General features: G+C 52.9%; 22 protein-coding genes. 10 read left to right on the forward strand and 12 right to left on the reverse strand.

Annotated features, from left to right (window positions below; translation table 11 throughout):
* Position 1: 1 nt before the first annotated feature.
* The gene (locus ACR64Q_RS04725; protein WP_026603934.1) at positions 2 to 658 is read right to left on the reverse strand and encodes a TMEM165/GDT1 family protein; all 657 of its coding nucleotides are present in this window, start codon (positions 656 to 658) and stop codon (positions 2 to 4) included.
* 82 nt (positions 659 to 740) lie between these two features.
* The gene (locus tag ACR64Q_RS04730; protein WP_313733747.1) at positions 741 to 1,670 is read right to left on the reverse strand and encodes a ZIP family metal transporter; all 930 of its coding nucleotides are present in this window, start codon (positions 1,668 to 1,670) and stop codon (positions 741 to 743) included.
* Between the two features lie 278 nt (positions 1,671 to 1,948).
* Between ACR64Q_RS04730 and ACR64Q_RS04735 the strand changes: the two genes are divergently transcribed.
* The 3 genes from ACR64Q_RS04735 to nadA all read left to right on the forward strand — a co-directional run bounded on the left by ACR64Q_RS04735 (position 1,949) and on the right by nadA (position 4,150).
* Positions 1,949 to 2,503, forward strand: a complete 555-nt coding sequence (locus tag ACR64Q_RS04735; protein ID WP_313733748.1) for a DUF2780 domain-containing protein — start codon at positions 1,949 to 1,951, stop codon at positions 2,501 to 2,503.
* Between the two features lie 84 nt (positions 2,504 to 2,587).
* On the forward strand, positions 2,588 to 2,977 hold the full coding sequence (locus tag ACR64Q_RS04740; RefSeq protein WP_020485324.1) for a hypothetical protein: 390 nt from the start codon (positions 2,588 to 2,590) through the stop codon (positions 2,975 to 2,977).
* Positions 2,978 to 3,055: 78 nt separating this feature from the next.
* Entirely contained in the window at positions 3,056 to 4,150 is a 1,095-nt protein-coding gene (nadA, locus tag ACR64Q_RS04745) for a quinolinate synthase NadA (protein ID WP_313733749.1), read from the forward strand.
* A 523-nt stretch (positions 4,151 to 4,673) separates the two neighbouring features.
* Here nadA and ACR64Q_RS04750 read toward each other — a convergent pair.
* Entirely contained in the window at positions 4,674 to 5,651 is a 978-nt protein-coding gene (locus ACR64Q_RS04750; protein ID WP_313733750.1) for an MDR/zinc-dependent alcohol dehydrogenase-like family protein, read from the reverse strand.
* Between the two features lie 99 nt (positions 5,652 to 5,750).
* On the opposite strand from ACR64Q_RS04750, the gene ACR64Q_RS04755 reads away from it, so the two are divergent.
* The 7 genes from ACR64Q_RS04755 (at position 5,751) to ACR64Q_RS04785 (ending at position 16,455) form a co-directional block, all read left to right on the forward strand.
* On the forward strand, positions 5,751 to 7,256 hold the full coding sequence (locus tag ACR64Q_RS04755; RefSeq protein WP_313733751.1) for a phenylacetate--CoA ligase family protein: 1,506 nt from the start codon (positions 5,751 to 5,753) through the stop codon (positions 7,254 to 7,256).
* 241 nt (positions 7,257 to 7,497) lie between these two features.
* Positions 7,498 to 10,470: a pyruvate formate lyase family protein gene (locus ACR64Q_RS04760; RefSeq protein ID WP_313733752.1), complete on the forward strand. Its 2,973-nt coding sequence runs from the start codon at positions 7,498 to 7,500 to the stop codon at positions 10,468 to 10,470.
* 13 nt (positions 10,471 to 10,483) lie between these two features.
* Positions 10,484 to 11,137, forward strand: coding sequence for a hypothetical protein (locus ACR64Q_RS04765; RefSeq protein ID WP_313733753.1), 654 nt, complete (start codon positions 10,484 to 10,486; stop codon positions 11,135 to 11,137).
* Positions 11,138 to 11,152: 15 nt separating this feature from the next.
* Positions 11,153 to 12,049 carry a glycyl-radical enzyme activating protein gene (locus ACR64Q_RS04770; RefSeq protein WP_313733754.1) on the forward strand — a complete coding sequence of 299 codons (897 nt, stop codon included), beginning with the start codon at positions 11,153 to 11,155 and terminating at the stop codon, positions 12,047 to 12,049.
* A 17-nt stretch (positions 12,050 to 12,066) separates the two neighbouring features.
* Positions 12,067 to 13,125, forward strand: coding sequence for a DUF6765 family protein (locus tag ACR64Q_RS04775; protein WP_313733755.1), 1,059 nt, complete (start codon positions 12,067 to 12,069; stop codon positions 13,123 to 13,125).
* A gap of 22 nt (positions 13,126 to 13,147) precedes the next feature.
* Positions 13,148 to 14,011 (forward strand): esterase/lipase family protein, encoded by an 864-nt coding sequence (locus tag ACR64Q_RS04780; protein WP_313733756.1) that lies wholly within the window; start codon positions 13,148 to 13,150, stop codon positions 14,009 to 14,011.
* 56 nt (positions 14,012 to 14,067) lie between these two features.
* Positions 14,068 to 16,455 carry a hypothetical protein gene (locus tag ACR64Q_RS04785; protein ID WP_313733757.1) on the forward strand — a complete coding sequence of 796 codons (2,388 nt, stop codon included), beginning with the start codon at positions 14,068 to 14,070 and terminating at the stop codon, positions 16,453 to 16,455.
* A 91-nt stretch (positions 16,456 to 16,546) separates the two neighbouring features.
* On the opposite strand, the gene ACR64Q_RS04790 is transcribed toward ACR64Q_RS04785, so the two are convergent.
* The 9 genes from ACR64Q_RS04790 to ACR64Q_RS04830 form a co-directional block, all read right to left on the reverse strand.
* Positions 16,547 to 17,071, reverse strand: a complete 525-nt coding sequence (locus ACR64Q_RS04790; RefSeq protein ID WP_313733758.1) for a PepSY domain-containing protein — start codon at positions 17,069 to 17,071, stop codon at positions 16,547 to 16,549.
* A gap of 44 nt (positions 17,072 to 17,115) precedes the next feature.
* The gene (locus ACR64Q_RS04795) at positions 17,116 to 17,745 is read right to left on the reverse strand and encodes a response regulator transcription factor (RefSeq protein WP_313733759.1); all 630 of its coding nucleotides are present in this window, start codon (positions 17,743 to 17,745) and stop codon (positions 17,116 to 17,118) included.
* Between the two features lie 169 nt (positions 17,746 to 17,914).
* On the reverse strand, positions 17,915 to 18,667 hold the full coding sequence (locus tag ACR64Q_RS04800; protein ID WP_313733760.1) for a flagellar brake protein: 753 nt from the start codon (positions 18,665 to 18,667) through the stop codon (positions 17,915 to 17,917).
* Positions 18,668 to 19,591: 924 nt separating this feature from the next.
* Positions 19,592 to 19,885 carry a hypothetical protein gene (locus ACR64Q_RS04805; RefSeq protein ID WP_313733761.1) on the reverse strand — a complete coding sequence of 98 codons (294 nt, stop codon included), beginning with the start codon at positions 19,883 to 19,885 and terminating at the stop codon, positions 19,592 to 19,594.
* A gap of 63 nt (positions 19,886 to 19,948) precedes the next feature.
* On the reverse strand, positions 19,949 to 20,350 hold the full coding sequence (locus ACR64Q_RS04810; protein WP_313733762.1) for a type II toxin-antitoxin system MqsA family antitoxin: 402 nt from the start codon (positions 20,348 to 20,350) through the stop codon (positions 19,949 to 19,951).
* Positions 20,351 to 20,475: 125 nt separating this feature from the next.
* Complete coding sequence (locus tag ACR64Q_RS04815) at positions 20,476 to 20,934, reverse strand: hypothetical protein (protein WP_313733763.1); 459 nt, start codon at positions 20,932 to 20,934, stop codon at positions 20,476 to 20,478.
* Positions 20,931 to 22,373 (reverse strand): two-component system sensor histidine kinase CreC, encoded by a 1,443-nt coding sequence (creC, locus tag ACR64Q_RS04820; protein ID WP_313733764.1) that lies wholly within the window; start codon positions 22,371 to 22,373, stop codon positions 20,931 to 20,933. Before creC ends, ACR64Q_RS04815 begins: the two co-directional genes overlap by 4 nt.
* Positions 22,370 to 23,062 (reverse strand): two-component system response regulator CreB, encoded by a 693-nt coding sequence (gene creB / locus ACR64Q_RS04825; protein ID WP_313733765.1) that lies wholly within the window; start codon positions 23,060 to 23,062, stop codon positions 22,370 to 22,372. Before creB ends, creC begins: the two co-directional genes overlap by 4 nt.
* Positions 23,063 to 23,066: 4 nt before the next feature.
* Positions 23,067 to 23,483, reverse strand: a complete 417-nt coding sequence (locus ACR64Q_RS04830; RefSeq protein ID WP_313733766.1) for a DUF350 domain-containing protein — start codon at positions 23,481 to 23,483, stop codon at positions 23,067 to 23,069.

Here is a 23,483-nt window from a genome sequence, read left to right on the forward strand (position 1 = left end):
GCTAAAGTTGCGGCAGTAAACCCGCCGCCAGCAAGCTTTCGTAGGCTTTATAAGCCGCTATTGCCGATAAAATCAGGAAAAACACGCCGCTGGCTTTATGCAGCAAGGACAAGGGGATTTTTTGCAATACGGTACGCCCGGCCAGCACGCCGAGTCCTGAAGTAAAGGCCAGTGCCAGCGTCGAGCCTAGCCAAACCGCAATCGGTTGCGCGGTGCTGCTGAACGCCACGACGGCCAGTTGGGTTTTATCGCCAAATTCGGCGACGGTAATCAATAAAAAGGTCGTAAAAAAAATGCCGTGGCCGCTTTTCTCGGCGATTTCCTCGTCGTCATCGTCTTCGTCGTGGTTGAGTAAGGCATGCAGACCGAATGCGGCAAAGAGCAGGGCGACGGTGGCCGCGACCAGATATTCCGGTAACCATTTCGCAATCGCCGCGCCGAAAACCACCGCCAAGGTGTTGAGCAGCGCGAACGCGGCGATAGCCCCCCACAGCACTGGAGCCGGTCTGTGCTTGGACGCTAAGGTCATGCATACCAATTGGCTTTTATCGCCGATTTCAGCTGCCGCGATCAGCGCAAAGCTGGTGCCGCCGGTCGCCAGTAATTCCGTAAGGTTTAATGCGCTTATTTGGGTGATGAATGCTGCTAAGTATTCCATTCGGCACTGAGGAGTTTGATCGGAAGATAAAACACCCAAAAGGCTGCTGCCTTTTGGGTGGCGCACTTGGTTTAGGCAGTTTTTATGTCAGTATTTTGTCCAAGATCATCATGATGATGAAACCGGCCATTAATGAAAATGTAGCGATGCGCGAGCGGCCTTTGGAGTGCGTCTCCGGGATGATTTCTTCGCTGATGACGAACAACATCGCACCGGCCGCAAACCCCATTGCAATTGGCAATATCGACGAAAACACCGTGACCATGGTAATGCCTAGCAGGCCGCCCACCGGTTCCACTAAGCCTGTCAACGTGGCGATGGCGACGGCTTTCCATTTGTTGTAACCCAAGCCCACCAAGGGCAGCGCTACCGCCAGACCTTCCGGCAAGTTTTGCAAGGCAATCGCAATAGACAATACCAAGCCGTTTTTCATATCGCCGGAGCCAAAGCTGACGCCGACCGACATGCCTTCCGGGAAGTTATGGATGGTGATGGCGATGATGAATAAAGAGATTTTTTGCAGCGAATCCAAGGAATGATCGCTGACCGAATCAAAATGCAGATGCGGCAAACGGCTGTCGGCAAAATGCAGGAACAGCGCACCGATCAGCATGCCGGCCGACACGATCCATAAGCCTTTGCCGGGCCAGATTTGCTCGCCGTAGTCCAGGCCGGGTACCAACAAAGAAAACGCGGTGGCTGCCAACATTACGCCAGCCGCGGCACCCAGCAAACCATTGAATAATCGGTCGGAAATGTTTTTAAAGAACAGGGCAGGTAAGGCGCCGATGCCGGTCGCCAATCCCGCCAGCACGCTGGCCAGAAAGCCGATGACCACCACTTTGTCAAAAATAAGGTACAGACTGCCGAATACCAAAAGCTGGGAGAGTAAAAACAAACCGATAAACACACCCCAACGTTGCATCAGCGGCAAGGTCATTACATGCAGGTATTGGGGATGGGCTTGCAAGCGAAGATAGTAGTCTTCGAGCGTTTTTTGAATATTCAGCATATTTTTACCTTTCTTGTTCTTGTGGCTAAAGCCGGGATTATACTGAATTCATTCGAATTGCCGATTTTTACCCACAATGTTTGCGGGGAGTTTCTCGGTCATCGGCAGATAACGCTAAAGTTGTAAGACGGGAATCCGCTATTGTTCACCATGCGGCGCAAGGGCTTCATAAAAAGGCTCTGGTTGTATCCTAGGCCGGTTTCGATTTACAGTGCCGGTTTCGGCGGCCATGATGTGGCTTGATCCGGTGTTTCGGCGTTTTTTAGGAGCTCGACAGAATGAAGGTTTTGCAAGGTTTTACAGCAGTTAGCGTTCTCGCGGTCATCAGCGCTTGCGCACCCGTTCAACAGCAGGTTTCAGATCGGACTTTTGCTCTGGGCGGATCTCAAGCCGGCTATGGTTCTGGTGCTGTGGGTGCCGTCGCCGGGGCAATGGGGCAGACTAGCCAATTGGGATTGATCGACATATTGGTCGGCCAGTTGGGAATCAGTCCGCAGCAAGCGCTCGGTGGTGTCGGGTCAATTTTTTCCGTGGCTCAGCAACGCATGAATCCCGGTGACTTTTCGCAATTGAGCAATGCCGTGCCGGGTATGGACCGCTATTTGTCCTCGGTGCCGCAACAGGTTTCCGCTTCCGGTTCGCAATCTTTGCTGGGCGCTGCGGGCGGATTAATGGGCGGGCAACTCGGCAGTCTGGCGAATTTGGCCGGATCGTTTCAATCTTTGGGCATGAATCCGTCCATGGTCAGCCAATTTGTGCCGGTGGTTTTACAGTATGTGCAAAACCAAAGCGGCGCCGGCGCTATGAGTTTGCTTCAGCACGCTTTATATTAAGTTTCGCGCCAACTTTTCCGGCTTGAGTCCGGCTAAATTGGTGTCGACCTCAGCGTAATTTTTACAACGACAGACTAAAAAATCATGGAAATATTATTGATCGGCGCAGTTTTGATGATCTTCGCCATTTTGCTATCCGCATGGCTGATGACTTTTGCGAAATGGTTTCCGATAAAAGGCATAGACGGCGAATTTTTGAAGGACTACAAGACCCTGATCAGAGCCCACGTGGATTTTGCATTGATGGCACTGTTTTGCCTAGGTTTTTACGGCGCGAAAGTGCCGTTGCCGGTGACGGCTTGTTGGTTGGTGGTGATCGGCGGCCTGACCAATCCCGGCGTGTTTGTGGTTGCGGCATTCGATCCGGATTTTTGGTCCAAGCCGATCTGGCGGATTTATTCGGCTTTGAGTTTTGTGGTAACCACGCTGGGCTTTGGCTGGATCGGCATCACCTTGCTGCAATATGCCCTGTAAATCGGCTGGCGATGGAACCGACTGTTAAAAAACCGGCCCAAGGCTTTACACTTCTTTGTTTTATTTTCAGGTTAAAAAATGACTGCTGCCTTACCCATACATGATTACGCCTTGCTTGATGATGCCGAATGCGATGCCCGCATCGTTGCCGCCAAAGCCAAACTCGGCAAACGCTGTATCGTGCTTGGACATCATTACCAGCGCGATGAGGTGTTTAAACACGCGGATATTTTCGGCGACTCTTTGAAATTATCCCGGGAAGCCGCGCAATCTGAGGCCGAATACATCGTGTTTTGCGGCGTGCATTTCATGGCGGAAGTCGCGGATATTTTGTCGCGGCCGGAGCAAATCGCGATCTTGCCGGATTTGGCGGCCGGATGCTCGATGGCCGACATGGCCAATAAAGTCAAAGTTCAGCAATGTTGGGATGAACTGGCAAAAATCATCGACGTGGAAAACACGGTGACGCCAGTCACTTACATCAACTCGGCCGCTGATCTAAAAGCCTTTTGTGGGCAGCACGACGGCATCGTTTGTACCTCTTCAAACGCACAGAAAATTCTGAATTGGAGTTTTGCGAAGCGCGAAAAAGTATTGTTCTTTCCGGATCAGCATTTAGGACGCAACACCGGCTACCGGATGGGCATCCCGTTGGAGCAAATGGTGACCTGGGATTTCAATAAACCGCAAGGCGGTTTGACCGAGCAGCAAATCCGCGACGCCAAGATTATTCTTTGGAAAGGCTATTGTTCCGTGCATCAGGCCTTTCAACCGGAGCAGATTGATGTGTTCAAGGCAAAACACCCGGAAACCATCGTCATTTCCCATCCGGAAGCCTGCTTCGAAGTCTGTGAAAAATCCGATTTCATCGGTTCAACCGAGATGATTTTAAAAATCGTCCGCGAAGCCGAAGCCAACACCCGTTGGCTGGTGGCGACCGAGCTGAATCTGGTCAACCGCCTGAATCAGGAATGCAAAGCCCAAGGCAAAAGTGTGCACTTTATGGCGCCCACTTTAAGCATGTGTTCGACCATGTTCCGTACCGACCCGCAACATCTGTGTTGGGTGCTGGAAAATCTGGCGGCCGGACATGTGGTCAATCAGGTCTCTGTGCCTGCCGAACAGGCCGCGTTGGCGAAAAAGACTTTGGATAATATGCTTTTGGCATCGTAACGCCTTCTAAGCGCATGCCCGCTAGCGGTGTAGGCGAGTTCGAGCGGGTTAAAGTTCCAACGGTAGTCGGCCTGCTTTGAGTGATGGTGTTGCTTACCGGCTTGAGTCTCTTCTGACATGCGCTGAAAATCTTGGAAACGGAGCGTTAGCGAAGTGAAGATTTTTAGTCCCCGATAGCCGTAGCGCCGGGCGGGTTTTCGCAGCGAAGCGGAGAAAACCTGCAAGGCATCGCGACACGGCGTCAAGTCATGCGAGAGCCTATGTTTCGACCCCTTGTTGGGTCGGAACGAGGTGACGCGGACGGATCGGGGCCGCCGAAGGCATAAACTGCCAGCAAATTTTTCGCGCTGAAATCGGATGGGACCCATTTCAGCTTTACCGAAAAATGCTGGCGCTCTTTTTCCAGCGGTTCAACCTGGTCTTTCTGGCAACGAATAGTGAAATATTCGGGCTAGGTTCACCTATGGGCGGGGGCAATATAGTCGGGGGGGCTCCGCGGGAGCGGCGATATTTGAGGGCCGGGCTAATAATCTGCATGCAGTGCCGGCCGTAACAGAATTTTTCTGACGCCGGCTTGAGCTGCGTGCGTGAATGCAGCAAGTCCGTCGCTAAGCGGGTATTGGCCGTCTATCATGGTTGCCACGGGCAGTTTGCCCTCGGCCAACAGCGTTAGGGCTTCCGCAAACGGACCGCAACGGGAACCGATGATGTTGATTTCGTAAACCACCACTTTGCTTAGATCCAGCGCCGCGTTGGCAGCGAAGGTGCTTTTTAGCACCAATGTGCCGCGTGGCTTGACGATGCGCAAGGCCTGGGCAAAGCCGGCAGCTTGACCGCTGGAGTCGACGACGCAGTCGAAATAGTTGTCCGGAATCTCGGCAGTTAAGCCGGTAGCTAGCTGCCATTGTTGGGGCAAAGCCAAGGAGCTTGTTGATCGTCCCAAAACCGTAACCCGGTAGCCGGCCAGATTCAACACTTTGGCGATCAATAAACCCAATCTGCCGGGGCCGACGACGGCGACGCCGGTGATGGGGAGGGCGGCAATTTGCTTGACGACGCGTAATGCTGCGGCCAAGGGTTCGGTAAACACGGCGGCTTGATCCGGTACTGTGTCGGGAACGGCGTATAGGTTGACAACCGGCAGGCTGAAATAATCTGCAAATACCCCGTGTTTACCGCGTATCCCCAAAACTTTGCGATTCATGCAATGTTCGGGACCGTCGCTTCGGCACACCTCGCAGGCGTTGCAGCCGATATTGATGGAGCCCACCACGCGCCGATTCAGCCAGTCTCGGTGTTTGTGATCGGCAATTGCAACTACCGTACCGACAAATTCGTGGCCGAGGATGCCGGAAAAGCCGGCATAGCCTTTCACCAGTTCCAGATCGGTAGCACAGATGCCGGCTAGGCGCAGTTCAATCAAAGCTTCACGGGCAGCTAATTCCGGTATCGGAATATCGTTGCGGTAGGATAAGGATTTGTCTAGTCTCAATGCTTGCATGGGTATGATCAAGGAACCGTGCCGAATTAACTTTTTACCAAACATTCAGGCCAAGAATATACCTTTAGCGTTTTTCCAGCATTTTTCAGGTGGTTTGCGATGAGCTATTTACCCACAACATCTTCCGCGGCAGCATTTCAGCATTTTCTGTCCAAGCCATTGGATGCCTTACTTGCCGAACATCAAGCGTTTGATCCTCAGCAAAAGATGCTGGCTTTATTCCAGCGTTGTGCGACCGAGGTTCCCGCTTATCGGCAGTTTTTGCAAGCAAACCACATCGATGCCGCGCAGATTAAAACTTACCCTGATTTTGAAAATCTGCCCCTAATCAACAAAGCTAACTACATGCAAGCCTATCCCTTGCCGGCGCGTTGTTTCGGTGGCAGTTTGAGTGGCGCCGATCGAGTGGCGGTGTCGTCAGGCTCCACCGGTGTGCCGACGTTTTGGCCGCGTTCGGCGGCGTATGAGCTGGATGTGGCTGTGCGCTTCGAGCAAGTGTTCAAGGATAGTTTTCAGGCCGATCAACGGACTACACTGGCGGTAGTGTGTTTTGCGCTGGGCAATTGGGTGGGCGGATTATTTACCACGTCTTGCTGCTGGCATTTGGCGGGCAAAGGCTATCCGTTGCTGGTGGCAACGCCGGGCAATAACAAAGCTGAGATTTTTCGGGTGGTGCGAGAATTGGCGCCGCATTTTGAGCAAACCGTGCTGTTGGGGTATCCACCGTTTGTGAAAGACGTGATCGATGCCGGCGCCGCCGAGGGCATAGATTGGGCACAATTTAAGCCCAAACTGGTGTTTGCCGGCGAGGTGTTTAGTGAGGAATGGCGCAGCTTGCTGTCCGAGCGTATCGGTTCAGAGTCGGTTTGTTTCGATTCGGCATCTTTGTACGGTACCGCAGACGGCGGCGTATTGGGTAACGAAACGCCGCTCAGCATCGCCATTCGCCGTTGGTTAGCGCAACGGCCGGAAGCGGCGCGAAGTTTGTTCGGCGAATCACGACTGCCGACCCTGGTGCAATACGATCCGCATAGCCGATTCTTTGAAGTACATGAAGGAACCTTGGTGGTCTCCGGCGCGAACAGCGTACCCTTATTGCGCTATCACATCGCCGACAAGGGCGGGGTCTTGACCTACGCGCAAATCTGGGAGTTTTTGCGGCAGCATGGTGTGCAGTCGGTCGAGGACTTAGGTTTGGATAGCAGTTTTCAAGCGCGTAACCTGCCGTTTGTGTATGTGTTCGGCCGGGCGGATTTTACCGTGTCGTATTACGGCGCCAATATCTATCCGGAAAACGTTACGGTGGGGCTGGAGCAGCCGGAGATCATGGCTTGGGTGACCGGTAAATTTGTCCTGCAAACTCAGGAAAACGCGGAGGGCGATAAATATCTGCATATCGCCGTGGAATTATTGCCGGACGTGGTGCCCGAACCGGCGCTGGCGCCAAAGATAGCCGCCTCCATCCGTACTCAATTGTTGCGGCTAAACAGCGAGTTTGCCAATTACACGCCAGCCGAGAAACAATTGCCGCAAATCAGCTTACATAGTTTTGCAGATACGGAATATTTTCCCGCCGGGGTAAAACATCGTTACACCCGGCGTTGAACCTTGGTCAGGTTGTTGACGTTAGTCCGTTGGACTGCTGCAAACTATCAGCAACATAAAAACTTCAAAATAGCACTGGCATACCGGAAATTAGCGCTAGTTTATTTCCTTACACTTTGCAGGGATTGATCTATAATCTAGACGTAAATCACAAAAATAGTCGGAGCAGGGAACTGGCGATCAAGCCGCAAGCAGCCGGCACACGCTTACGAGGGAGCGTTCTGTTGTAAGGAGATTGAACATGTCTGTTCCATATCCATCAGCCGACGGCGGTATTTCGGTAGAACTTGGCAAGGGTCCTGCTCTGCCGGACTCCGGTTCCGGAAAAATCGACTTATTTCCCATCATCAATCAAGACTTCCAGAAAATTAAAACTCTGAAGGACTTGGCGCTACGTCATATAACGCTGGAACAGTTCCCGGTCGTCAACGCCTGGCGGGAGAAGCTGTTTGCGCCGGAAGGCACGCCGGAGATTTGCGACGAGTTGCCGCGCTTGCTGACCGAATTCTTACGCCGGCCCGAGAGTCAGGCCTTACCGCCTTACACCCGGCGCGCCCAAGCGCTGCGCCACATCTTCGTCAACAAAACCGCAATCGTGCATGCAGACGACTTGCTGCCCGGCCAAACCACCACCAGCTTCGTCGGTCCGGTGGTCTACGCCGATACCATTGGTTATTGCATATGGCCGGAATTAAAAACCGTCACGACCCGCGCCCAAAATCCGTTCAAGATTCGCCCGGAAGTGGCCGACCGCCTGAATCGGGAGATTTTTCCATTCTGGCTGGAACAAAAACCGGTGCAGGAATTAGCTCGGTACAGCAATTACGATAGCGCCGACTATGAAAACAGGGATAGGGTAGGCGGTGATTACCCGCCGTCCATCGATCCGCCCTTAAGTAAAAAAGCCGGAGAAACCCCGAAAGCGCAGGAACTCATGGAACGGGTGGCGTTCTTCCTGTCCGATAAAGCCACCTGCGTTTCGCATACGGTGCCGGATTTCGAACGGGTTTTGAAATACGGCTTCGATGGTTTGATTGAGCGGGCTCGGCAAGACATCGCCAATGGTGTAGCGGCCACGCCGCAGCAAGTTGAGTTTCTGCAAGGCGTAATCGAGGTTTACGAAGGCGCCAAAATTTACGCGCAGCATCTGGCCGAGGCCGCTGATAAAGCCGGCAATCTGGCGCTGGCTGCAATTTGCCGGAAGATTCCGGCCCAGCCCGCCGAAACCTTGCACGAAGCGCTGGCGGTAGTCTGGATTTGCTATCACCTGTTATTGCAGGAAAACACCAATTTCGGTTTTTCCATCGGCCGCCTGGATCAAATACTTAACCGCTTCTATCTGGCCGATTGGCAAAAACTGGATAGCGCGCAAGCTCAGGACGATTACATCCGGCATGCCGTGGAGCTCGTCAGTCATTTCTTTCTGCATTGTTCTGATCATGTGCCGCTGTCCACGTCCGGCTCTGAGACCCTATTTGCCGGCAGCGGATCCAATCAAGCCTTGACCGTGGGCGGCACCCGTTACGAAAACGGCCAAGTCGTCGATGCCGTCAACGATATGACCTACATCATCCTCAAGGCTACCGAGATTTTGTCGATCCGCGACCCGAACGTGCATGCCCGCTATCACCGGGATGTGCATCACCGCGATGCGCAAGGCAATTCGCTACCCACCGAGGTGATGGACCCGTATTTAAGACGCATTTGCCAGGTGAATATCCTGACCCGAGCCACGCCGGCGCTGCATGGCGACGCAGCGGTAGTCCCGGCCATGGCCAGTTACTATGCGGCGCACGCCGGCATTAGTGCAGAAGAAGCCTTGGCGGATGCCTACGATTACACTTCTATCGGCTGCATCGAAGAGAATGCCGCGCATAAACATTACGGCAATACCGGCTCGACCTTGATGGTGCTGCCGGCGGTGTTAGAGCTGGCTTTGTATGGCGGCAAACACCGCAGCGACGGCGTGGCGCCGAAATCGCCAAACCTGTTTTACGGAGACGAGCGTTACACCACTCAGCCGTTGATTCAAATCGATAGCATGCAAGCGTTTATCGAAGCCTTTAAATTTCAATTGAACGAAATGGCCCGCCACGTCGTGCAATGCAACAATTACTTCGGCCGTTTCTACGAACAATCCAGGCAGTCGCCGTTCTTGTCCGGGTTGTTCACCGGACCCACCAATACCCCGGACAGCGACGGCGCCAGTTTTCGCGATGTATCCGCCGGCGGGGCTAAATACAATTCGGCGGGGATTGCGGTGATTGGTTTGGCCGATGTAATCGACTCGTTTTGCGTGCTGGACACCCTGGTGTTTGGCGGCAAAATGTCTGCCGGCGAATTGCTGGCGGCCATGCAGGCCGATTTCGATGAAAACAGCCTACAACCGAAAAGCGCTTGGGCGGCATTTCTGGCGCGGGTACAAAACTGGTTGCATCCCGAGGATGCACCGCTCGGCTTGCCTAATCTAAGCAAAGATCGGTTAAAACAAATCAAGGAAATGGTCCGATTGGCCCCCAAATACGGCGCTGGCGTCGATCAAACCCCGGGCGGCATTTACAACAACGCCACCGCTGTTAAATACACGCATTTGCTGACCGAAATGTTGCAGGAAGTGTTTGCCCAATACCGCACTCATCGCGGCGGGCGTTATCTGCCAGGTTACTGGAGCATGACCAATCATGCCGGTTTTGGGATGTTGACCAAGGCTACACCCAATGGCCGGCGTAGCGGCGAGTCGTTTGCCAGCGGCATCACGCCGTGTCCGGGCATTGTGAAAGCCAACGGTGAGCCGGTCAATTTGCTGGATCATATGCTGTCGGTCACCTCGGTGAATGCTAACACGGTGCAGAACGGCTACACCTACAACCTCAGCCTAACCACCCGTGATCGCGGCCATTTCGCAGAAGATACCGAATTGTTCTCGCGCTATATGAAGGCCTTTGCCGACCAAAACGGCGTGCTGGTGCAAATGTGCGTGTCCTCCATCAACGATCTGGTGGCCGCTGACCGCGCCGCCACGGCGGCCGGCCAAACGGGCTCCGGCGAGGCCGAGCACAAAGCCCTGGAGCCTTTTAAAGATCTGATGATACGGGTGGCGGGCTACTCGGCGTACTTTGTTACGCTCAGCCCGCAAATGCGCAAAGAGATTATTCAAAGAGCCAATTTTGGCTTGGATACCGGCGCCGAGCAACATACGCTCAACGCGCTTTAATAGGAGAACTGTCATGCATGCCGGATTTCCCTGTTTATTACCGAATTTACAAAAAACCTTGAAGTTGGGCGCCAAGGCCGCGAACCAGGCCGGCGACCTGCCGGCGGTGCTGGATAAGACTCAAGGCCGCTTACTGGCAGGCGGCATGGCTGTCGCGCTGCGCTTGGGTTTTGGCTATTTATTACGCGATTGCCATCTGGACGCCGCGCAAGCCGCCAAGGCCAATGCCTTTTTCGAGGAAAATTTTGTAATTCTCGATCCCGCCGCGCCGGGTGGTCGCCGTTATTACCAAGGCAAATTTCTGATCCGCACCAGCCGGCGCGGCGACGATATGAATGTGTTGCTGAGGTTTTGCCCCGATCCCGATGCGCTGTATATCAAGACCCCATTCGGACAGGCGCTGAACTCGCTGGCGCTGGTCGATACCCAAGTGCTGACTGAAAATCAAGCTGACCAAACTGAGAATGACCCCAGCCAGGTCGATCTGGTCGTGCGCTTCAAGGATGTGCAATCCATTATCGGCCTGTTGGGCCGTTCCGGTGTCGATATCGTCGGTTTGCTGCTGGAGAATCTGGTGCAGCTGACCGGCCATGTCGGCCATCTTTTCAAACTGGGCGCTATCGCCACGGATATTCAGTTGTCCCTGGACCTTCCTAAAGCGGCCTGAATATGGAGCAGGAAGATGGACAGCAAAGCCTACATCTTCGATATCAAACGCAATACCAGCGAGGACGGGCCGGGCATCCGCACCACGGTGTTTTTCAAGGGCTGTCCGCTGAGTTGCAGTTGGTGTCAAAATCCCGAAGGGCTTGCTCCGGGGCCATCCCTGTCTTTTCGCCCCGAGCTCTGTGATCAGGACGACTGCGATAGGCCTTGTATCAAGGCTTGTAAAACCAAAGCCTTAACCCTGCAAGACCAGCTGCTGCGGCTTGATCGAGAGCGCTGCGATCAGTGCGGGCGCTGCGCGACGGTGTGCTCTCGGCATGCCTTGGAGCTGGTCGGCCAATGGCTGAGCGTGGACGAGCTGTTTTACCGGGTGGCAATAGACAAGCCCTTTTTTGATGCTACCGGCGGCGGTGTTACGGCGTCCGGTGGCGAATGCACCATGCAGATGAATTTTCTGCACGAGTTTTTTAAAAAACTGAAAGCCGTCGGCATTCGTACCGCCGTCGAAACCAACGGCATGTTCAATTTCGGGCGCTTTACCCGCTTACTGCTGCCTTGGTTGGATTTGATTTATTTTGATCTAAAACTGATAGACGAAGCCGCGAGTATCCAGCACACCGGCCATTCCAATCGGCCGATTCTGGATAATTTGCAGCGCCTGACCGAGATCGCCGACATTCCGGTCAAGGTACGTATTCCTTTAATTCCCAATATTACCGCCACCGACGAAAACCTGCGCGGCATAGCCCGATTTTTGCGGGAGCACCGGATCAAGCAGGTCAGCGCCTTGCCTTATAACCCATTATGGCTGGACAAGCTGCAACGCTTCGGTATCGATGTCGAATATCGGCACAGCGCATTCATGAGCGACGCCGAAATTGAACACTGCATCGATTGCCTGCAAGCCAATTGATTTCAAGGAGAGTCATCATGCAAACCGATTTCCATCACTCCGTTACTTATGTCACGGCCCGCATCGCCGGTTTCGAGCACGATCAGGCCGACATCATCGCCTATTCGGCACAATACGTGGACGACGCCGTCAGCGAAGGCGTCGTGCATTTCGATAACGACGCCTTTTATGCGCGGATTCATTCCTCGCATAAAAGCACCGATGTCGGTAATTTGAACAACGATTACAACCATCTGATCTGGTTGCCGTTCCATTTTTTGCCGGGTAACGGCGGCAAGGGGCCGGGCGAGGATCCGGATGGCACGTTTATCCAGAAAATTGTCTGCCTGCCGGATAGTCCGCCGGCCAAGGAGATGGTGCAGGCGGCCGTCAACGATAAAGGCAAACCATACAGTCTGCATCGGCTGGGGATTGCATTGCATGTGTATGCGGATACCTGGTCGCACCAAGGCTTTGCCGGGGTAATTCACGAGATCAACCAAGTGGAGCACGCCAGAGAAATTAAAAGCTCCGGTATGTATGCCAAGCAACTCCAGCATATGTTGGAGGATTGGCTGGACGATGTCATTCCGCCCTTGGGTCATGGTCGTGCCAAGATGTTTCCCGATCTACCGTTTTTACATTGGCAGTATAAGAACGGTCGCGGTGTCTGGGTTGATCGCGATAACCCCACGGATTTTTGCATGGCTGCGGATGCGATGTGTAAAGCCATGCAGCAGTACCTGAATAAACCTCCAAGCGGGTTGCCGGCTGCGGATAAGGCCCTACTGAATAAAATCTTTCTGGAATTAAAAATTAAAGAAGATAAGACGCGTCATGAAAGATGGCTGGATATCGTCAAAAGCGGCTTTAACGGGGAAAGATTTAGTTTTGGCGGCGCCGAGATTAGTTACGTCGCGGAAGGTGTGGGATCCTGGAAGGAGAAAGCCTTGGGCAGCAGTTGGGATCTGCGCGTTCATCCCTATAAGCCCGGATTTTTAAGCAGTAACTGGAAGTTATTCCACGACGCCTTGCAGTTGCATCGCTTGACGGTGCTGCACGATATTTTGCCCAAGTACGGCATTTGCGCGGGCTAAGCCGATAAGCAGGAGACAACTCATGAACGCCAATACCGAAGCCGATTTAACTTGCCGTACCTTATACCCCATCGTCTTGTTACACGGCATCGGCTACCGCGACGATATGTTGATGCTGAACTCCTGGGGGCGGATTCCTAAAGTTTTGGAAGCCGCCGGTGCTCAGGTAGTTCAGGGCGGTTTGGATGCCTGGAATAGTCATGAAAACAGCGCACTCGTCCTGAAGCCGAATATTGAACAGGTGCTTAGCCAAACCGGCTCGGCAAAGGTCAACATCATTGCTCATTCCAAGGGCGGTCTGGAGGCACGCTATCTGATATCCAAGCTGGATATGGCCGATAAGGTCGCCAGTCTGACCACGGTTTGCACCCCTCATCATGGCTCGGCCGTGGCGGATCTGGTCGCCGGCGACATTCCCGATACCCAAAACCTGTTAAGCGTAAATTTCTTCAAACGCCTGGCGCAGAGATTGGGGTTCGGCGCGATGGACATCCTGGCCAGAATCACCGGCGACAAAAGCCCCCAAGCTGGCATGGCCATTAAACAGCTGACTCGTAGTTACCTGGCGGAATTTAATCAACAGGTACCGGATATGCCAGGCGTGTATTACCAAAGCTATGGGACGCTGATGCGCCGGGCTATCGACGACCCTGTGTTTGCTGCCACCCATGTGTTGCTGAAGCGCATAGAAGGCGACAACGATGGCATGGTCTCCACTAATTCCTGCCAGTGGGGCAGGTTTCGCGGCTTGATCGGTGATAGCAATCCGAACCGAGGCCTGTCACATGGCGACTTGGTGGACTATCGCGGCGTGCTGCTGACACATTTCGATATTCCGGCGGTATACGTCGACATAGTCAAAGACCTAAAACAACAAGGCTTTTGAGCCGGGACCATACGTCCGGCCTAAGCAAAAAATATAACAAATACCGGGGAAGGACCATGAACAACTATCTCAATGTCGCCAATTTTCCAACCGCTTCGGAGCCTGAAACACAAGCGTTGGCCAATGCGCTCGAAGCTATTCTTGCCAACGATCTTCAAGACGGCGCGCTGCCTATGCTGGGCCGCTTTCGCAACATTCTGGGAGATAATCTGCGCCGCGAGGAATGGGACGCTGTCCACGAAAAACTGCTGACCTTATTCAAGTGCGGCACCAGCACGCCGCTGGACGGCCCGATGATCGGCGTTTCGATGTCTATTCGCGACAGCGATTATTTTAAGGAGGCAGCCAAGAAACACGGTGAAAACCGTTCGCTGCTGGCGCATCTGGAATGGATGGCAACGCTGTGGAATGTCACTTTTGCCAGTACCGGTTTATGGATGGGTAAGACGTTTGAGCCGGTTACTAAAGAGGTATTCGCCACGAAATGTGGCCACGATCCGGTCGCGATCTTTAATTACGACCCGGAAACGACTCGTATCGGCCGGAATTTTTTCCGCGAACCGGACGATCCCAATTTCATTCAAAGCTTGGGCATGCCGGTCCTGACCCAATTCTGGAGTTTGCGGGACCGGCCTTTGGATACCAAAGCGCAGGGCTTCGATAGCCAATTGCTTGCGCAAAATCTGGCCAAGGAAAAAGCCATTCCGTATGTGAAAACCGGCGGAATTTTCCTGTCCTTGCCTGGCAAGTCCGTGGTTGGAGATATGAACGGCAAAGCCGTTTATCAGCTCAATTACCGTTGGCACGACTTACATCCGGCGTTCCCGATGACCCGCTTAATCGACGAGTTGGTACAAATAGAGGAGGGCGTCTATCTGGGCCAATTGGTCATGGCCACCCATCATTACAGCTTGGGCACGTTGCAGTTACCCTTGTTTGGCGATCATCCGCCGGAGTGGGAATTGGGAGACGCGTATACGGGCGATAATTCGGTCGATTACGGCTATCAAAATAACGGCTTTTTTTTGATGATAGATACCGCTCGCGCCCGCGAGGCGTTTGCAGACTCGGCTTTTCCGAACCTGCGGCCACGGCCCGGCGAACGCGGCTGGAAGGAGCTGGGCTACGACAAACCGGTGCCGGCCAAACCGGGTGCTGTAGCGGATGGTGTGGATTGGGCGAATGGCTGGCGCGACGATCTGGAGTTGAATCGCAAATTCACCACGTTTTGTCTGGAAGCGTCGCCAAAAAGTGACGATGGCGATGTACGCGAGTTGCTACAGCCAGGCGAATCCATTTTGCAAATGTTGCAACGCCAGCAAGGCAAAATTTCCGCAGCCAGTGGTTTTGATGATCATCTGCGGCATTTTGAGGTGTTGAATCGCCTGTTTCGTTGCGGCGTTGCGCCACGTATTGCCGATGGTGTGTTTCAAGGGCAGGGTAGAGGTTACAACACCCGTTTCGACGCGCCCGAAGCGCGCGCTTGGTACGGGCAAAGCGATCCTTGCAGCGGCTTTGATTATTACCACGGCGCCACGCTGAATTTGCATTGGGGTTTTGGCGACAGCTTTATCGCCAATATCGCCCGCTCTTTACAGGAACACAGCATGATTCCGACCGCGCTGGCCGATAGGCTGCAAAACGATCCGCGCGCGCCCAATTTGCTGAACGCGGTGTGGGCCAATATCGGCCGCTTTATATTTCCTTGGGCCGGTAAATCTTTCGAACGGATCAGTGGCCGTAAGTTGAGCATGCTGCTGGACGAGAGCGACGACTTGGTGCAGCGCTATCCGGAGCGGGTAGCCGAGCTAAAAGCTCATCCGGCCAGTTTTCCGCATTACGCCTTGGTAGAAAAAAATCGTGAGCATTATTGGTCAGAACCGGGCTTATACGCCGAACATTTGAGCAGCGGCAGTTGGGACCAGGGCATGTCAAAAGCCGACAAGTCCTTCTGGGAACGGGAAGCTGCCGAACATTGGGTATTTGGCAATAACATCCAGGATTCGCGCATCCTACCCACCGATGCGTTGTTCCGGGTATTGGATATGAATTACCATCCGCCGCTGCCATCCATTCAGCAGCTCACCGATGCCGGACCGTCGCCGTTCGTCAGGCAGGGCTATAGCTTTTTGGGTGTAGATGATCGGGAATCGATTTTGCCGATGAATAACGGGCCGGACAAAGCCAAGAAAGTATTCCAGTTTCACTACCGCTATCCGCTAATCGGCGGTCCGGCGCCAATCGGTACGTGTCTGGATGAGTTGGTGGAGATTGCGGAGGGCTTGTTTCTGGGGCAATTGATTTATTCCACTGCGCTGCTGGTGCCGTTTCACTCGGCTACCGATCCGGCGGAATACCAATACCAATTATTTGGTTATTTTCTATTGCTGGATAACACCTGGGAGAAACATCGGCAGGCGATAGGTTTTGATATCAATACCTGAGCATGAATATCGGATAGGGTATCGGTTTGACTGGCGCGGGGACTCTGTTTGCGAGAGTCCCTTTGACAAGGCTTTTTATCAGGGGATGGAACTAACGTTTTTCGTCAGTTTCCTCGCCGATTTCCCATTCCTCGGTAGCGGTTTCGATGATTTTTCCGCTGGCGGCGTCGACTTCGACTTTGGTTTCTAAGCCTTTGTCGTTGACGATGTCGAATTCATAAGATGAGCCGCCGTTTTCCTCGACTTCGTATTCGACCTCCTCAATCTTGCCGGGGTTGGCTTTTAGCGCAATCGCCGCCGCGTCTTCCTCTGTGACTTTGACATTCTTTTTGAATGCCTGGCTATTCGGATCAGCCACTTCAGATTCTTTTTCGGTTAGCTTGCCGCTGTCGGCATCGCACATGAATTCCCACTCCTGGCGGTTGCTGTCGCGCAGTTCCAGTTCGTAAGCGCCTTTGCCGGCTACGTTGAGCTTTTCCAGTTTGACCAGCTCGCCCGCTTTTTCTTTTTTTACGGCTTGGATGCAGTTTTCCAGGCCTTGATCGGCTGCCACGGCACTAGCGGACAACATGCCAAAACCGGCTAATACAGATAATGTTAACAATGACTTTTTCATAAGCTACCTCGCAAATAAAAGGAAAAATTCCCGAATGACGGGAATCATACGCTGTTATCGATAATCAAGCCATGGCAATTCGCAAACTTTCTGAGCGAGCCTCGATTATCGATAGCCAGTTTCAGTTTGATTTGAGTTTGGCAATTGGACACGGTCTTACTGCTGATGCCTAATTGCAGCGCTATCGTTTGCAATGAACAGCCTTCGGCTAACAGACAAAATACATCGAATTCGCGGGAGCTGAGCGATACAAATGGATCTAGCTGCTTTTTGATTTGCCGCATGGCCAACAACTGCGCGATGTTTTGATCCAGGTAATATTCACCTTGCACAAGCTTGCGGATGATCTCGGCCAACTTCACCGCGTCGGGAAGCACTGCCAACAATCCCGTCACACCGGCCTGCATATAAGTCACGGCATGAGCACTGGAATGGCGAAGCAGGACCATAAATTTACACGCGGGAGCAATAGATTTTATTTGCTCGATCAGGGTCAGATTGTCCTGCAAGGTCGCCTCTCCATCGATCATGGCTAGCTCTAAAGCCGCGAAATTCATCGGTTCCGCAGTATTTGGCTCCATTGTTACGACCACAATACCTTGTTTCTCCAGCTCTACCGGATCAAGGCCAATTTCTGCAAACCCTGGTGGTAGCAATAGTCTGATGACTGACACAATATCTTGCCTTTTGTCTAAACGGGTGTAATTGTCAAGCCAAGCCCTTGTGGTGCGGAAGGCATTGTTCTCTCTGGCGTCGATGGCTATCGGTGAACTCGCCTTTTGATTAGGGTTTGAGCCTAGCTGTCGTTGGAGATTAACAGAAACAGGGCGTGTTAACGCTGTTCTAATGACTCTCGATGTTTTTCAGCATCCGCTCTATGGATTGCATGTAAATTTGCACGCTGCTCTCAAAAGCCGGTGAAATGGCGGTAAATTGAAAACCTATCCGATGCGCAGTGGTTATCGTGCTGGTTTTGACGTCGATACTGTACTTGGCGCGCAGCCCGACGTCGGCGTGGTGATGTTCGTGGTCGTGCAGGAATAACGTGCAACTGACCGCTTCGATAGACAGTAAATCTTGTTGTAACGCATGCTCGGGATTGATTAAGGCCAGACCGCACAAACCGATATCCAGCAGTTTGAAGGTTTTTGTAAGGGCAGATTGAACGCCAGTGGTGGCGTCTGTTACGTTAAAGTTAAACTGGCAATAGGTGCCGACATGCGATTGCGGTACTTTCACCCGATAATAATTACGCCGCTGCCGCCAATACAGCCTATCAGGCAAGGGCATCATTAACACCGCGCCCTGCGGGCTTTGCACCAGTTTGATGTTCATCCCTTGAAATGTCGCTTCAATCCCATCCACCTGCGTGAAGAAATGCACACGCTTGGTCAGTAACAAACGGTCCGTCAATTCTTTCGTCGGCGCAATGTCTATCGCCAACGTATTATGCTTAAGGTCAATTTGCACGATCGCAGTTAAAAACGATTGATTATTCACCCCGTAGCGAGCGGACAAAATACAATTACGCTGCTGGATTTCAGTTAGGTAATTGACAATCTGTTTCTGGTTAAAAATCGCGTAGTCGTCTTCCATCGATAGTTATCGTAGGTTTGTAAATATATTAGAAAATATACGTTAAAAACCGCTTTGTTGCAGGCTTGAAACCGGGCGTATTTAATTTTCTGATTTAGCGAACTCTATGAATGCAGACATGTAGGTCAGGGTACGCGACAGCGTTCCCTGACTTAGCAAGCTCTATGAAGGCAGTGAATGATGTAGGTCACGTTGGCGCGATACGACTGTATGGATGCAGGAGGTAGGGCAACGCAGGAGCAGTTGCCGAGCGGCTACCTGACGAATCGAAGCCAAATTGTCAGGGAACGCTAGCGCGCACCCTGACCTACCTGGGTTAGTCTTGCTGCGATATAGTGGAAACAGTAATGCGAGGCACAAGTCGCTGGCCCGAAGAATGTCGCAATAAAGCACCACGTTCCCAAGTCAAGAAAGCTTTTTGCCGAAAATGTTAGAGGAGTAACCGTAAAAAAGGATACTACCAACTCATATAGAACCGGGCCCTCGGCAATTAGTCCGGCAATAAGAAAAGTAAAGGTGACCGTGCTTCGAATATTAGACTCCCGAGGATTTTGAAATACTGCTAGCCACAAACCAACAACGCCAAGTGTATCCATAGCGAGCCATAAAATGTCTAAATAGCGTGGCTCAAAGTCCGGAATTAATAGGGCGGCCCAAAGCATCAAAAAAATGTCGCAGGCAGGGCGCCAAATGGGGCTATCAAGAGCCTCTGGTTTCCATATTCAACAGTAGATTTGGGGTTGTGTTTCAACGGCGCGCCTGGGAGTTTATTAGAAAGTTTCTGTCCGCTTAGGAGGCATCAGTGTTAGCGTCATGTGCCGGATCATCAAAAACCAACAAACAAAGTATACCGGCAAGCCTATTCGACGGCATTCGTGTATATCAAATACTTTATGAAACACCCATGCAAATCCTAAATGCTCGTTAACCCCGAATATTGTCCGACATAACATCCCGCAGACTCCCGGAGACATATTTGTGCAACACGCTGGCAACTAACGTCTGATATGGCAATCCTTCTTGCAAGGCTCGGCGTTGTAACGCCGCTAAATCCCTGGCGGATATTCTGATGTTGATGCGCTTGTCTTTTTTAAAGGTTGCTTCGGCGGCCGTAGCTAAATCGGCCTTACGTTCGTCGGTCAACACGGATTCGAATTCGTCGGCTTCGAAGGCGCTTAAAAATGCCTGTTCATCTTGATCCAATTTTAAGTTAGTCATGTCCGTCTCGCAGATAGTGTTTCGTCGCTTTGCGACTGGGGATGATAGTTGTCAGAAGTATCTCTACGCCGCTCTAATCTCATCCAGCAAATCCGGGTGCCTATCCAATACTTTCAGCAGTTTTACTAAAGCCAATGGCGGCTTGGTTTTGCCGGTTTCGTAACGGGAAAACGCATTGATGCCGCCACCGAAAATTTCGGCGGCCTCACGCTGATCCAATGCCAGCTTCTTGCGAACTTGAGCAATGAAATTAGGATCGATGATGGATGCATTGACCTGTTTATTAAATTCCAGCATCAGGGCCATGGTCCGTTTGGATTCCTCGGGATCGGTCAAAACCTCGCCGCAGGCGGGACAAAAATCGCCGGTGACTTCCGGTATCACGGTAGATTCGCCTTTGTAAGAGTAGGGCATATCTCGGGTGTCATGCAGCAGTTCGGCCGTTGCGCAGGATGGGCATTTCATAGTCAAAGCTCCTTAAACGAGACGACGAGAACATCGTCGACGACGGTCTGTTTCAAATAAATTAGACCTATCGGCTAAGTTATCAGGGAACGCTATCGAGAACCCTGACCTACCAGCGGACGAATCTATTCGTATCGACAATCTTGTGGTAAGTGTCCATCCCCTTGCTTCCGCTTCGCGCATCCGGATGGCATTGAAGGCATAGGTTGGGATTTGGAGTGGCAGCTACGCAGATTTCCCTGTAATAGTAGGCCTTTCTGATAAATACAATCCCGTAATCGAATGCCGGAATTGCTAGGTCCCCATATACGGTCTGAGTACCCGTCCGTAAAGTGTTCAATACCGAAAATTTCCCAGCCATTTTCAACAGGAGACCATGCAATTTGACAGCCATTGTAGGTGGCATCTATATCTTTAGCGCGAGGATAAACTTTATTAACTCGGCCATGTATAAGATATTCACCAGCATTTTCAGGAGGTTTTTTCAAAGAACAATTGGTGCCGAGAGGAAAATCATATTCAGCATAAGCAATTTGCTGAAGGCTCAGCGCGATGAGTAAACAAATAGTCCAATTCGATTTCATATTCGTTGGGTCATAATGTCAGGAAATCTCAACACCGCCATCGCCCCGCCGCCCTCGGCATTGCCGACTTTGATCTCCGCGCCATGTAGCGTAGCCACCTCCCTAACAAATGCCAGGCCCAAGCCGGTACTCTTGCGGCCGTTGTTGGGGCGCGGCAGGGAATAGAAGCGTTCGAACACACGCTCCAGCGCGTAGTCTGGGATGCCGGGGCCGTGGTCGCGGATGCGCAAGATGATTTGTTTGCCGTCGCGGCGGCCGTCGATCTCGATCACTGAAGCCTCGGGTGCAAAGGCCAAGGCGTTGTCTAGTAAATTGGAAATGGCCTGCCGCAATAGAAACTCTTCCGCTAGCACGTGTAGTGATTCGTCAAGCGTCACGGCGGTTTGCAAATGCAGGTGCTGCAATTGCGGGGCTTTTTCAGCCAGGACGCTTTTCAGCAATTCGCCCAAATCCAATAGCTCTGGATCGGATAATTGCTGGCGCTGCTCCAATTCAGCTAGTCCCAATAAACGTTCGATCAATTGATCCAGGCGCTCGGCCTGTTCTTTGGCGTTGCCGGCGAAACGGCGGCGGTCTGCATCCGGTAGTGGTTCTTCCAGCAATTCCGCCGCACCGCGGATGGCCGCCAGCGGGCTTTTCATTTCATGGGTTAGGGTTTGTACATAACGCTCGACATATTGTTTGCCTTCCAATTCCAGGCGCATGCTTTCCAGGGCGTGTGCCAGTGTGGACAGCTCGACGCTGCGTAATTTCGGCGGACTGGCTTTGCCGCCGGACGCGACGCTGCGGGCGTAGCCGACCAATAAATCGATGGCGCGGGTCAAGCGCCAGTTGAATACCGCACCGAAAAGCAAAGCGCCGCCGAACAGCCAGAACGCGCCGCGTTGTATGGCATTCTTGCTGGCGTCGACGATGGGTTGCAGCAGCGCGGTGGGGTAGGCGACGGTGACCACGCCTATCAACTTCTCGCCGTCGCGCACCGGCGCGGCGACATGCATGGTCGAGCTGGTTTTATCGCCGGGATGGGCTTGCGAGGAACGGGCGCCGTATTGACCTTGCAGGGTTAGATAGACGTCGTTCCAGCGCGAGTAGTTTTCGCCGACTGCCGTCCCAGCCGAGTCGAAGCGAACGATGCCGGTCGAGTCGGTAACGTAAACCCGGTAATCCAGGGATTGTTTCGGAAAGCCGAAGATGGTCGCCGACACCGGCCGCTTGCTGTAACGCTTGACTGCCTGGGCGAAATGGCCGTCGGCGATGTTACCCTGCAACAAGTCCGGCGCGGCCAGTTCGGCCAGCAGGTTGGCGGTATCCACCAAGCTGGCTTCCAGGGCGGTACGCACGCCGGGGCCGATCTGTTTTACCACCAGTAACAACACCAGTTGCCCGGTCACAGCCACCAGTAGGAAATAACCCAAAAACAGCCTTACCGATAGTTTCATCGGCCTTGCAAGCTATAACCCAGGCCGCGATGGGTGCGTATCGGGTCTTGGTCGGCGGCGGCCAAGCGTAGTTTGGCGCGCAAGGTTTTGATATGGGTGTCGACTGTGCGGTCGAACACGTCGCCGGGGTCTTGCCAGATTCTTTCCAGCAGTTGTTCGCGGGAGAAAATCCGATCCGGATGTTCGATGAATAGTTTCAACAACAAAAATTCGTAACGGGTTAAATCCAGTAACTGCCCGTAATAGCGGATGCGGCCGGCTTGGCTATCCAAATCAAACTGGGCGTTAGGCGTCACTGCTGGCTTATTAGCGTCCGCTTTACCTATCCGGCGTAGGATAACCCCAACTCTGGTCGCGACTTCGCGCGGGCTGAACGGCTTGGTGATATAGTCGTCGGCGCCGATTTCCAAGCCGACGATCCTGTCGATTTCGTCGCCATGCGCGGTCAGAAAAATCACCGGGATGTCCGAGAAGCGGCGTAACTGCCGGCACAAGTCAAAACCATTGCCGTCCGGCAGGCCGACATCGAGAATAGCTAGAGAGAACGAGTCGGTTTGCAGCCTAGACAACGCAGTTTGCAGCAAGCCGACGTGCTCGGTCTGATAACCGCTGCTGTTCAGCACGTAAATCAAGGTGTCGGCAATTGCCGGTTCGTCTTCGACGATTAAGATGCGTTTGGCGGCGGTCACGGCTTTAATAGGTCATGCAGGCCGCGCTCAATAGGCCCGCAGCCAGCGCAAAACCGGCCAGGACGATGGCCGGCCCCAATTCGTCGTCGGCGATGCGTTTACATAGGTCGGCAAAGGCCAGTCTCAGCCCGACAAACACCAGCACCTGCAAAAATAAAGCAATGCCGGCCCAGATCAGCATGTCGATAAAAGACACGCTATTGGCGACAGCTCCCGATAGCGCCAACACAAAGCCCAGCAATGCGCCGCTAAACGCCACCGCCGGCGCCGTTTTGCCCTCGCGGATCAGTTTGAATTCGGCGTAGGGCGTAATCCACAGATAACAGAAAGCAAACAGGCCGGTCAGTGCCGCAGCGGCGACGAAGTGCAGAAAAAAGCCATTAGCGCCGGCCAGGAGGTTAGAGAGGTCTAGCGATTCCAT

The sequence above is a fragment of the Methylomonas sp. 2F7 genome, from assembly GCF_057126975.1.

Excerpts from the sequence above, each read along its gene's own strand:
- ACR64Q_RS04725 (WP_026603934.1), bottom strand. The coding sequence starts at position 658 with ATGGAATACTTAGCAGCATTCATCACCCAAATAAGCGCATTAAACCTT.
- ACR64Q_RS04730 (WP_313733747.1), bottom strand. The coding sequence starts at position 1,670 with ATGCTGAATATTCAAAAAACGCTCGAAGACTACTATCTTCGCTTGCAA.
- ACR64Q_RS04735 (WP_313733748.1), top strand. The coding sequence starts at position 1,949 with ATGAAGGTTTTGCAAGGTTTTACAGCAGTTAGCGTTCTCGCGGTCATC.
- ACR64Q_RS04740 (WP_020485324.1), top strand. The coding sequence starts at position 2,588 with ATGGAAATATTATTGATCGGCGCAGTTTTGATGATCTTCGCCATTTTG.
- nadA (WP_313733749.1), top strand. The coding sequence starts at position 3,056 with ATGACTGCTGCCTTACCCATACATGATTACGCCTTGCTTGATGATGCC.
- ACR64Q_RS04750 (WP_313733750.1), bottom strand. The coding sequence starts at position 5,651 with ATGCAAGCATTGAGACTAGACAAATCCTTATCCTACCGCAACGATATT.
- ACR64Q_RS04755 (WP_313733751.1), top strand. The coding sequence starts at position 5,751 with ATGAGCTATTTACCCACAACATCTTCCGCGGCAGCATTTCAGCATTTT.
- ACR64Q_RS04760 (WP_313733752.1), top strand. The coding sequence starts at position 7,498 with ATGTCTGTTCCATATCCATCAGCCGACGGCGGTATTTCGGTAGAACTT.
- ACR64Q_RS04765 (WP_313733753.1), top strand. The coding sequence starts at position 10,484 with ATGCATGCCGGATTTCCCTGTTTATTACCGAATTTACAAAAAACCTTG.
- ACR64Q_RS04770 (WP_313733754.1), top strand. The coding sequence starts at position 11,153 with ATGGACAGCAAAGCCTACATCTTCGATATCAAACGCAATACCAGCGAG.
- ACR64Q_RS04775 (WP_313733755.1), top strand. The coding sequence starts at position 12,067 with ATGCAAACCGATTTCCATCACTCCGTTACTTATGTCACGGCCCGCATC.
- ACR64Q_RS04780 (WP_313733756.1), top strand. The coding sequence starts at position 13,148 with ATGAACGCCAATACCGAAGCCGATTTAACTTGCCGTACCTTATACCCC.
- ACR64Q_RS04785 (WP_313733757.1), top strand. The coding sequence starts at position 14,068 with ATGAACAACTATCTCAATGTCGCCAATTTTCCAACCGCTTCGGAGCCT.
- ACR64Q_RS04790 (WP_313733758.1), bottom strand. The coding sequence starts at position 17,071 with ATGAAAAAGTCATTGTTAACATTATCTGTATTAGCCGGTTTTGGCATG.
- ACR64Q_RS04800 (WP_313733760.1), bottom strand. The coding sequence starts at position 18,667 with ATGGAAGACGACTACGCGATTTTTAACCAGAAACAGATTGTCAATTAC.
- ACR64Q_RS04805 (WP_313733761.1), bottom strand. The coding sequence starts at position 19,885 with ATGACTAACTTAAAATTGGATCAAGATGAACAGGCATTTTTAAGCGCC.
- ACR64Q_RS04810 (WP_313733762.1), bottom strand. The coding sequence starts at position 20,350 with ATGAAATGCCCATCCTGCGCAACGGCCGAACTGCTGCATGACACCCGA.
- ACR64Q_RS04815 (WP_313733763.1), bottom strand. The coding sequence starts at position 20,934 with ATGAAATCGAATTGGACTATTTGTTTACTCATCGCGCTGAGCCTTCAG.
- creC (WP_313733764.1), bottom strand. The coding sequence starts at position 22,373 with ATGAAACTATCGGTAAGGCTGTTTTTGGGTTATTTCCTACTGGTGGCT.
- ACR64Q_RS04830 (WP_313733766.1), bottom strand. The coding sequence starts at position 23,483 with ATGGAATCGCTAGACCTCTCTAACCTCCTGGCCGGCGCTAATGGCTTT.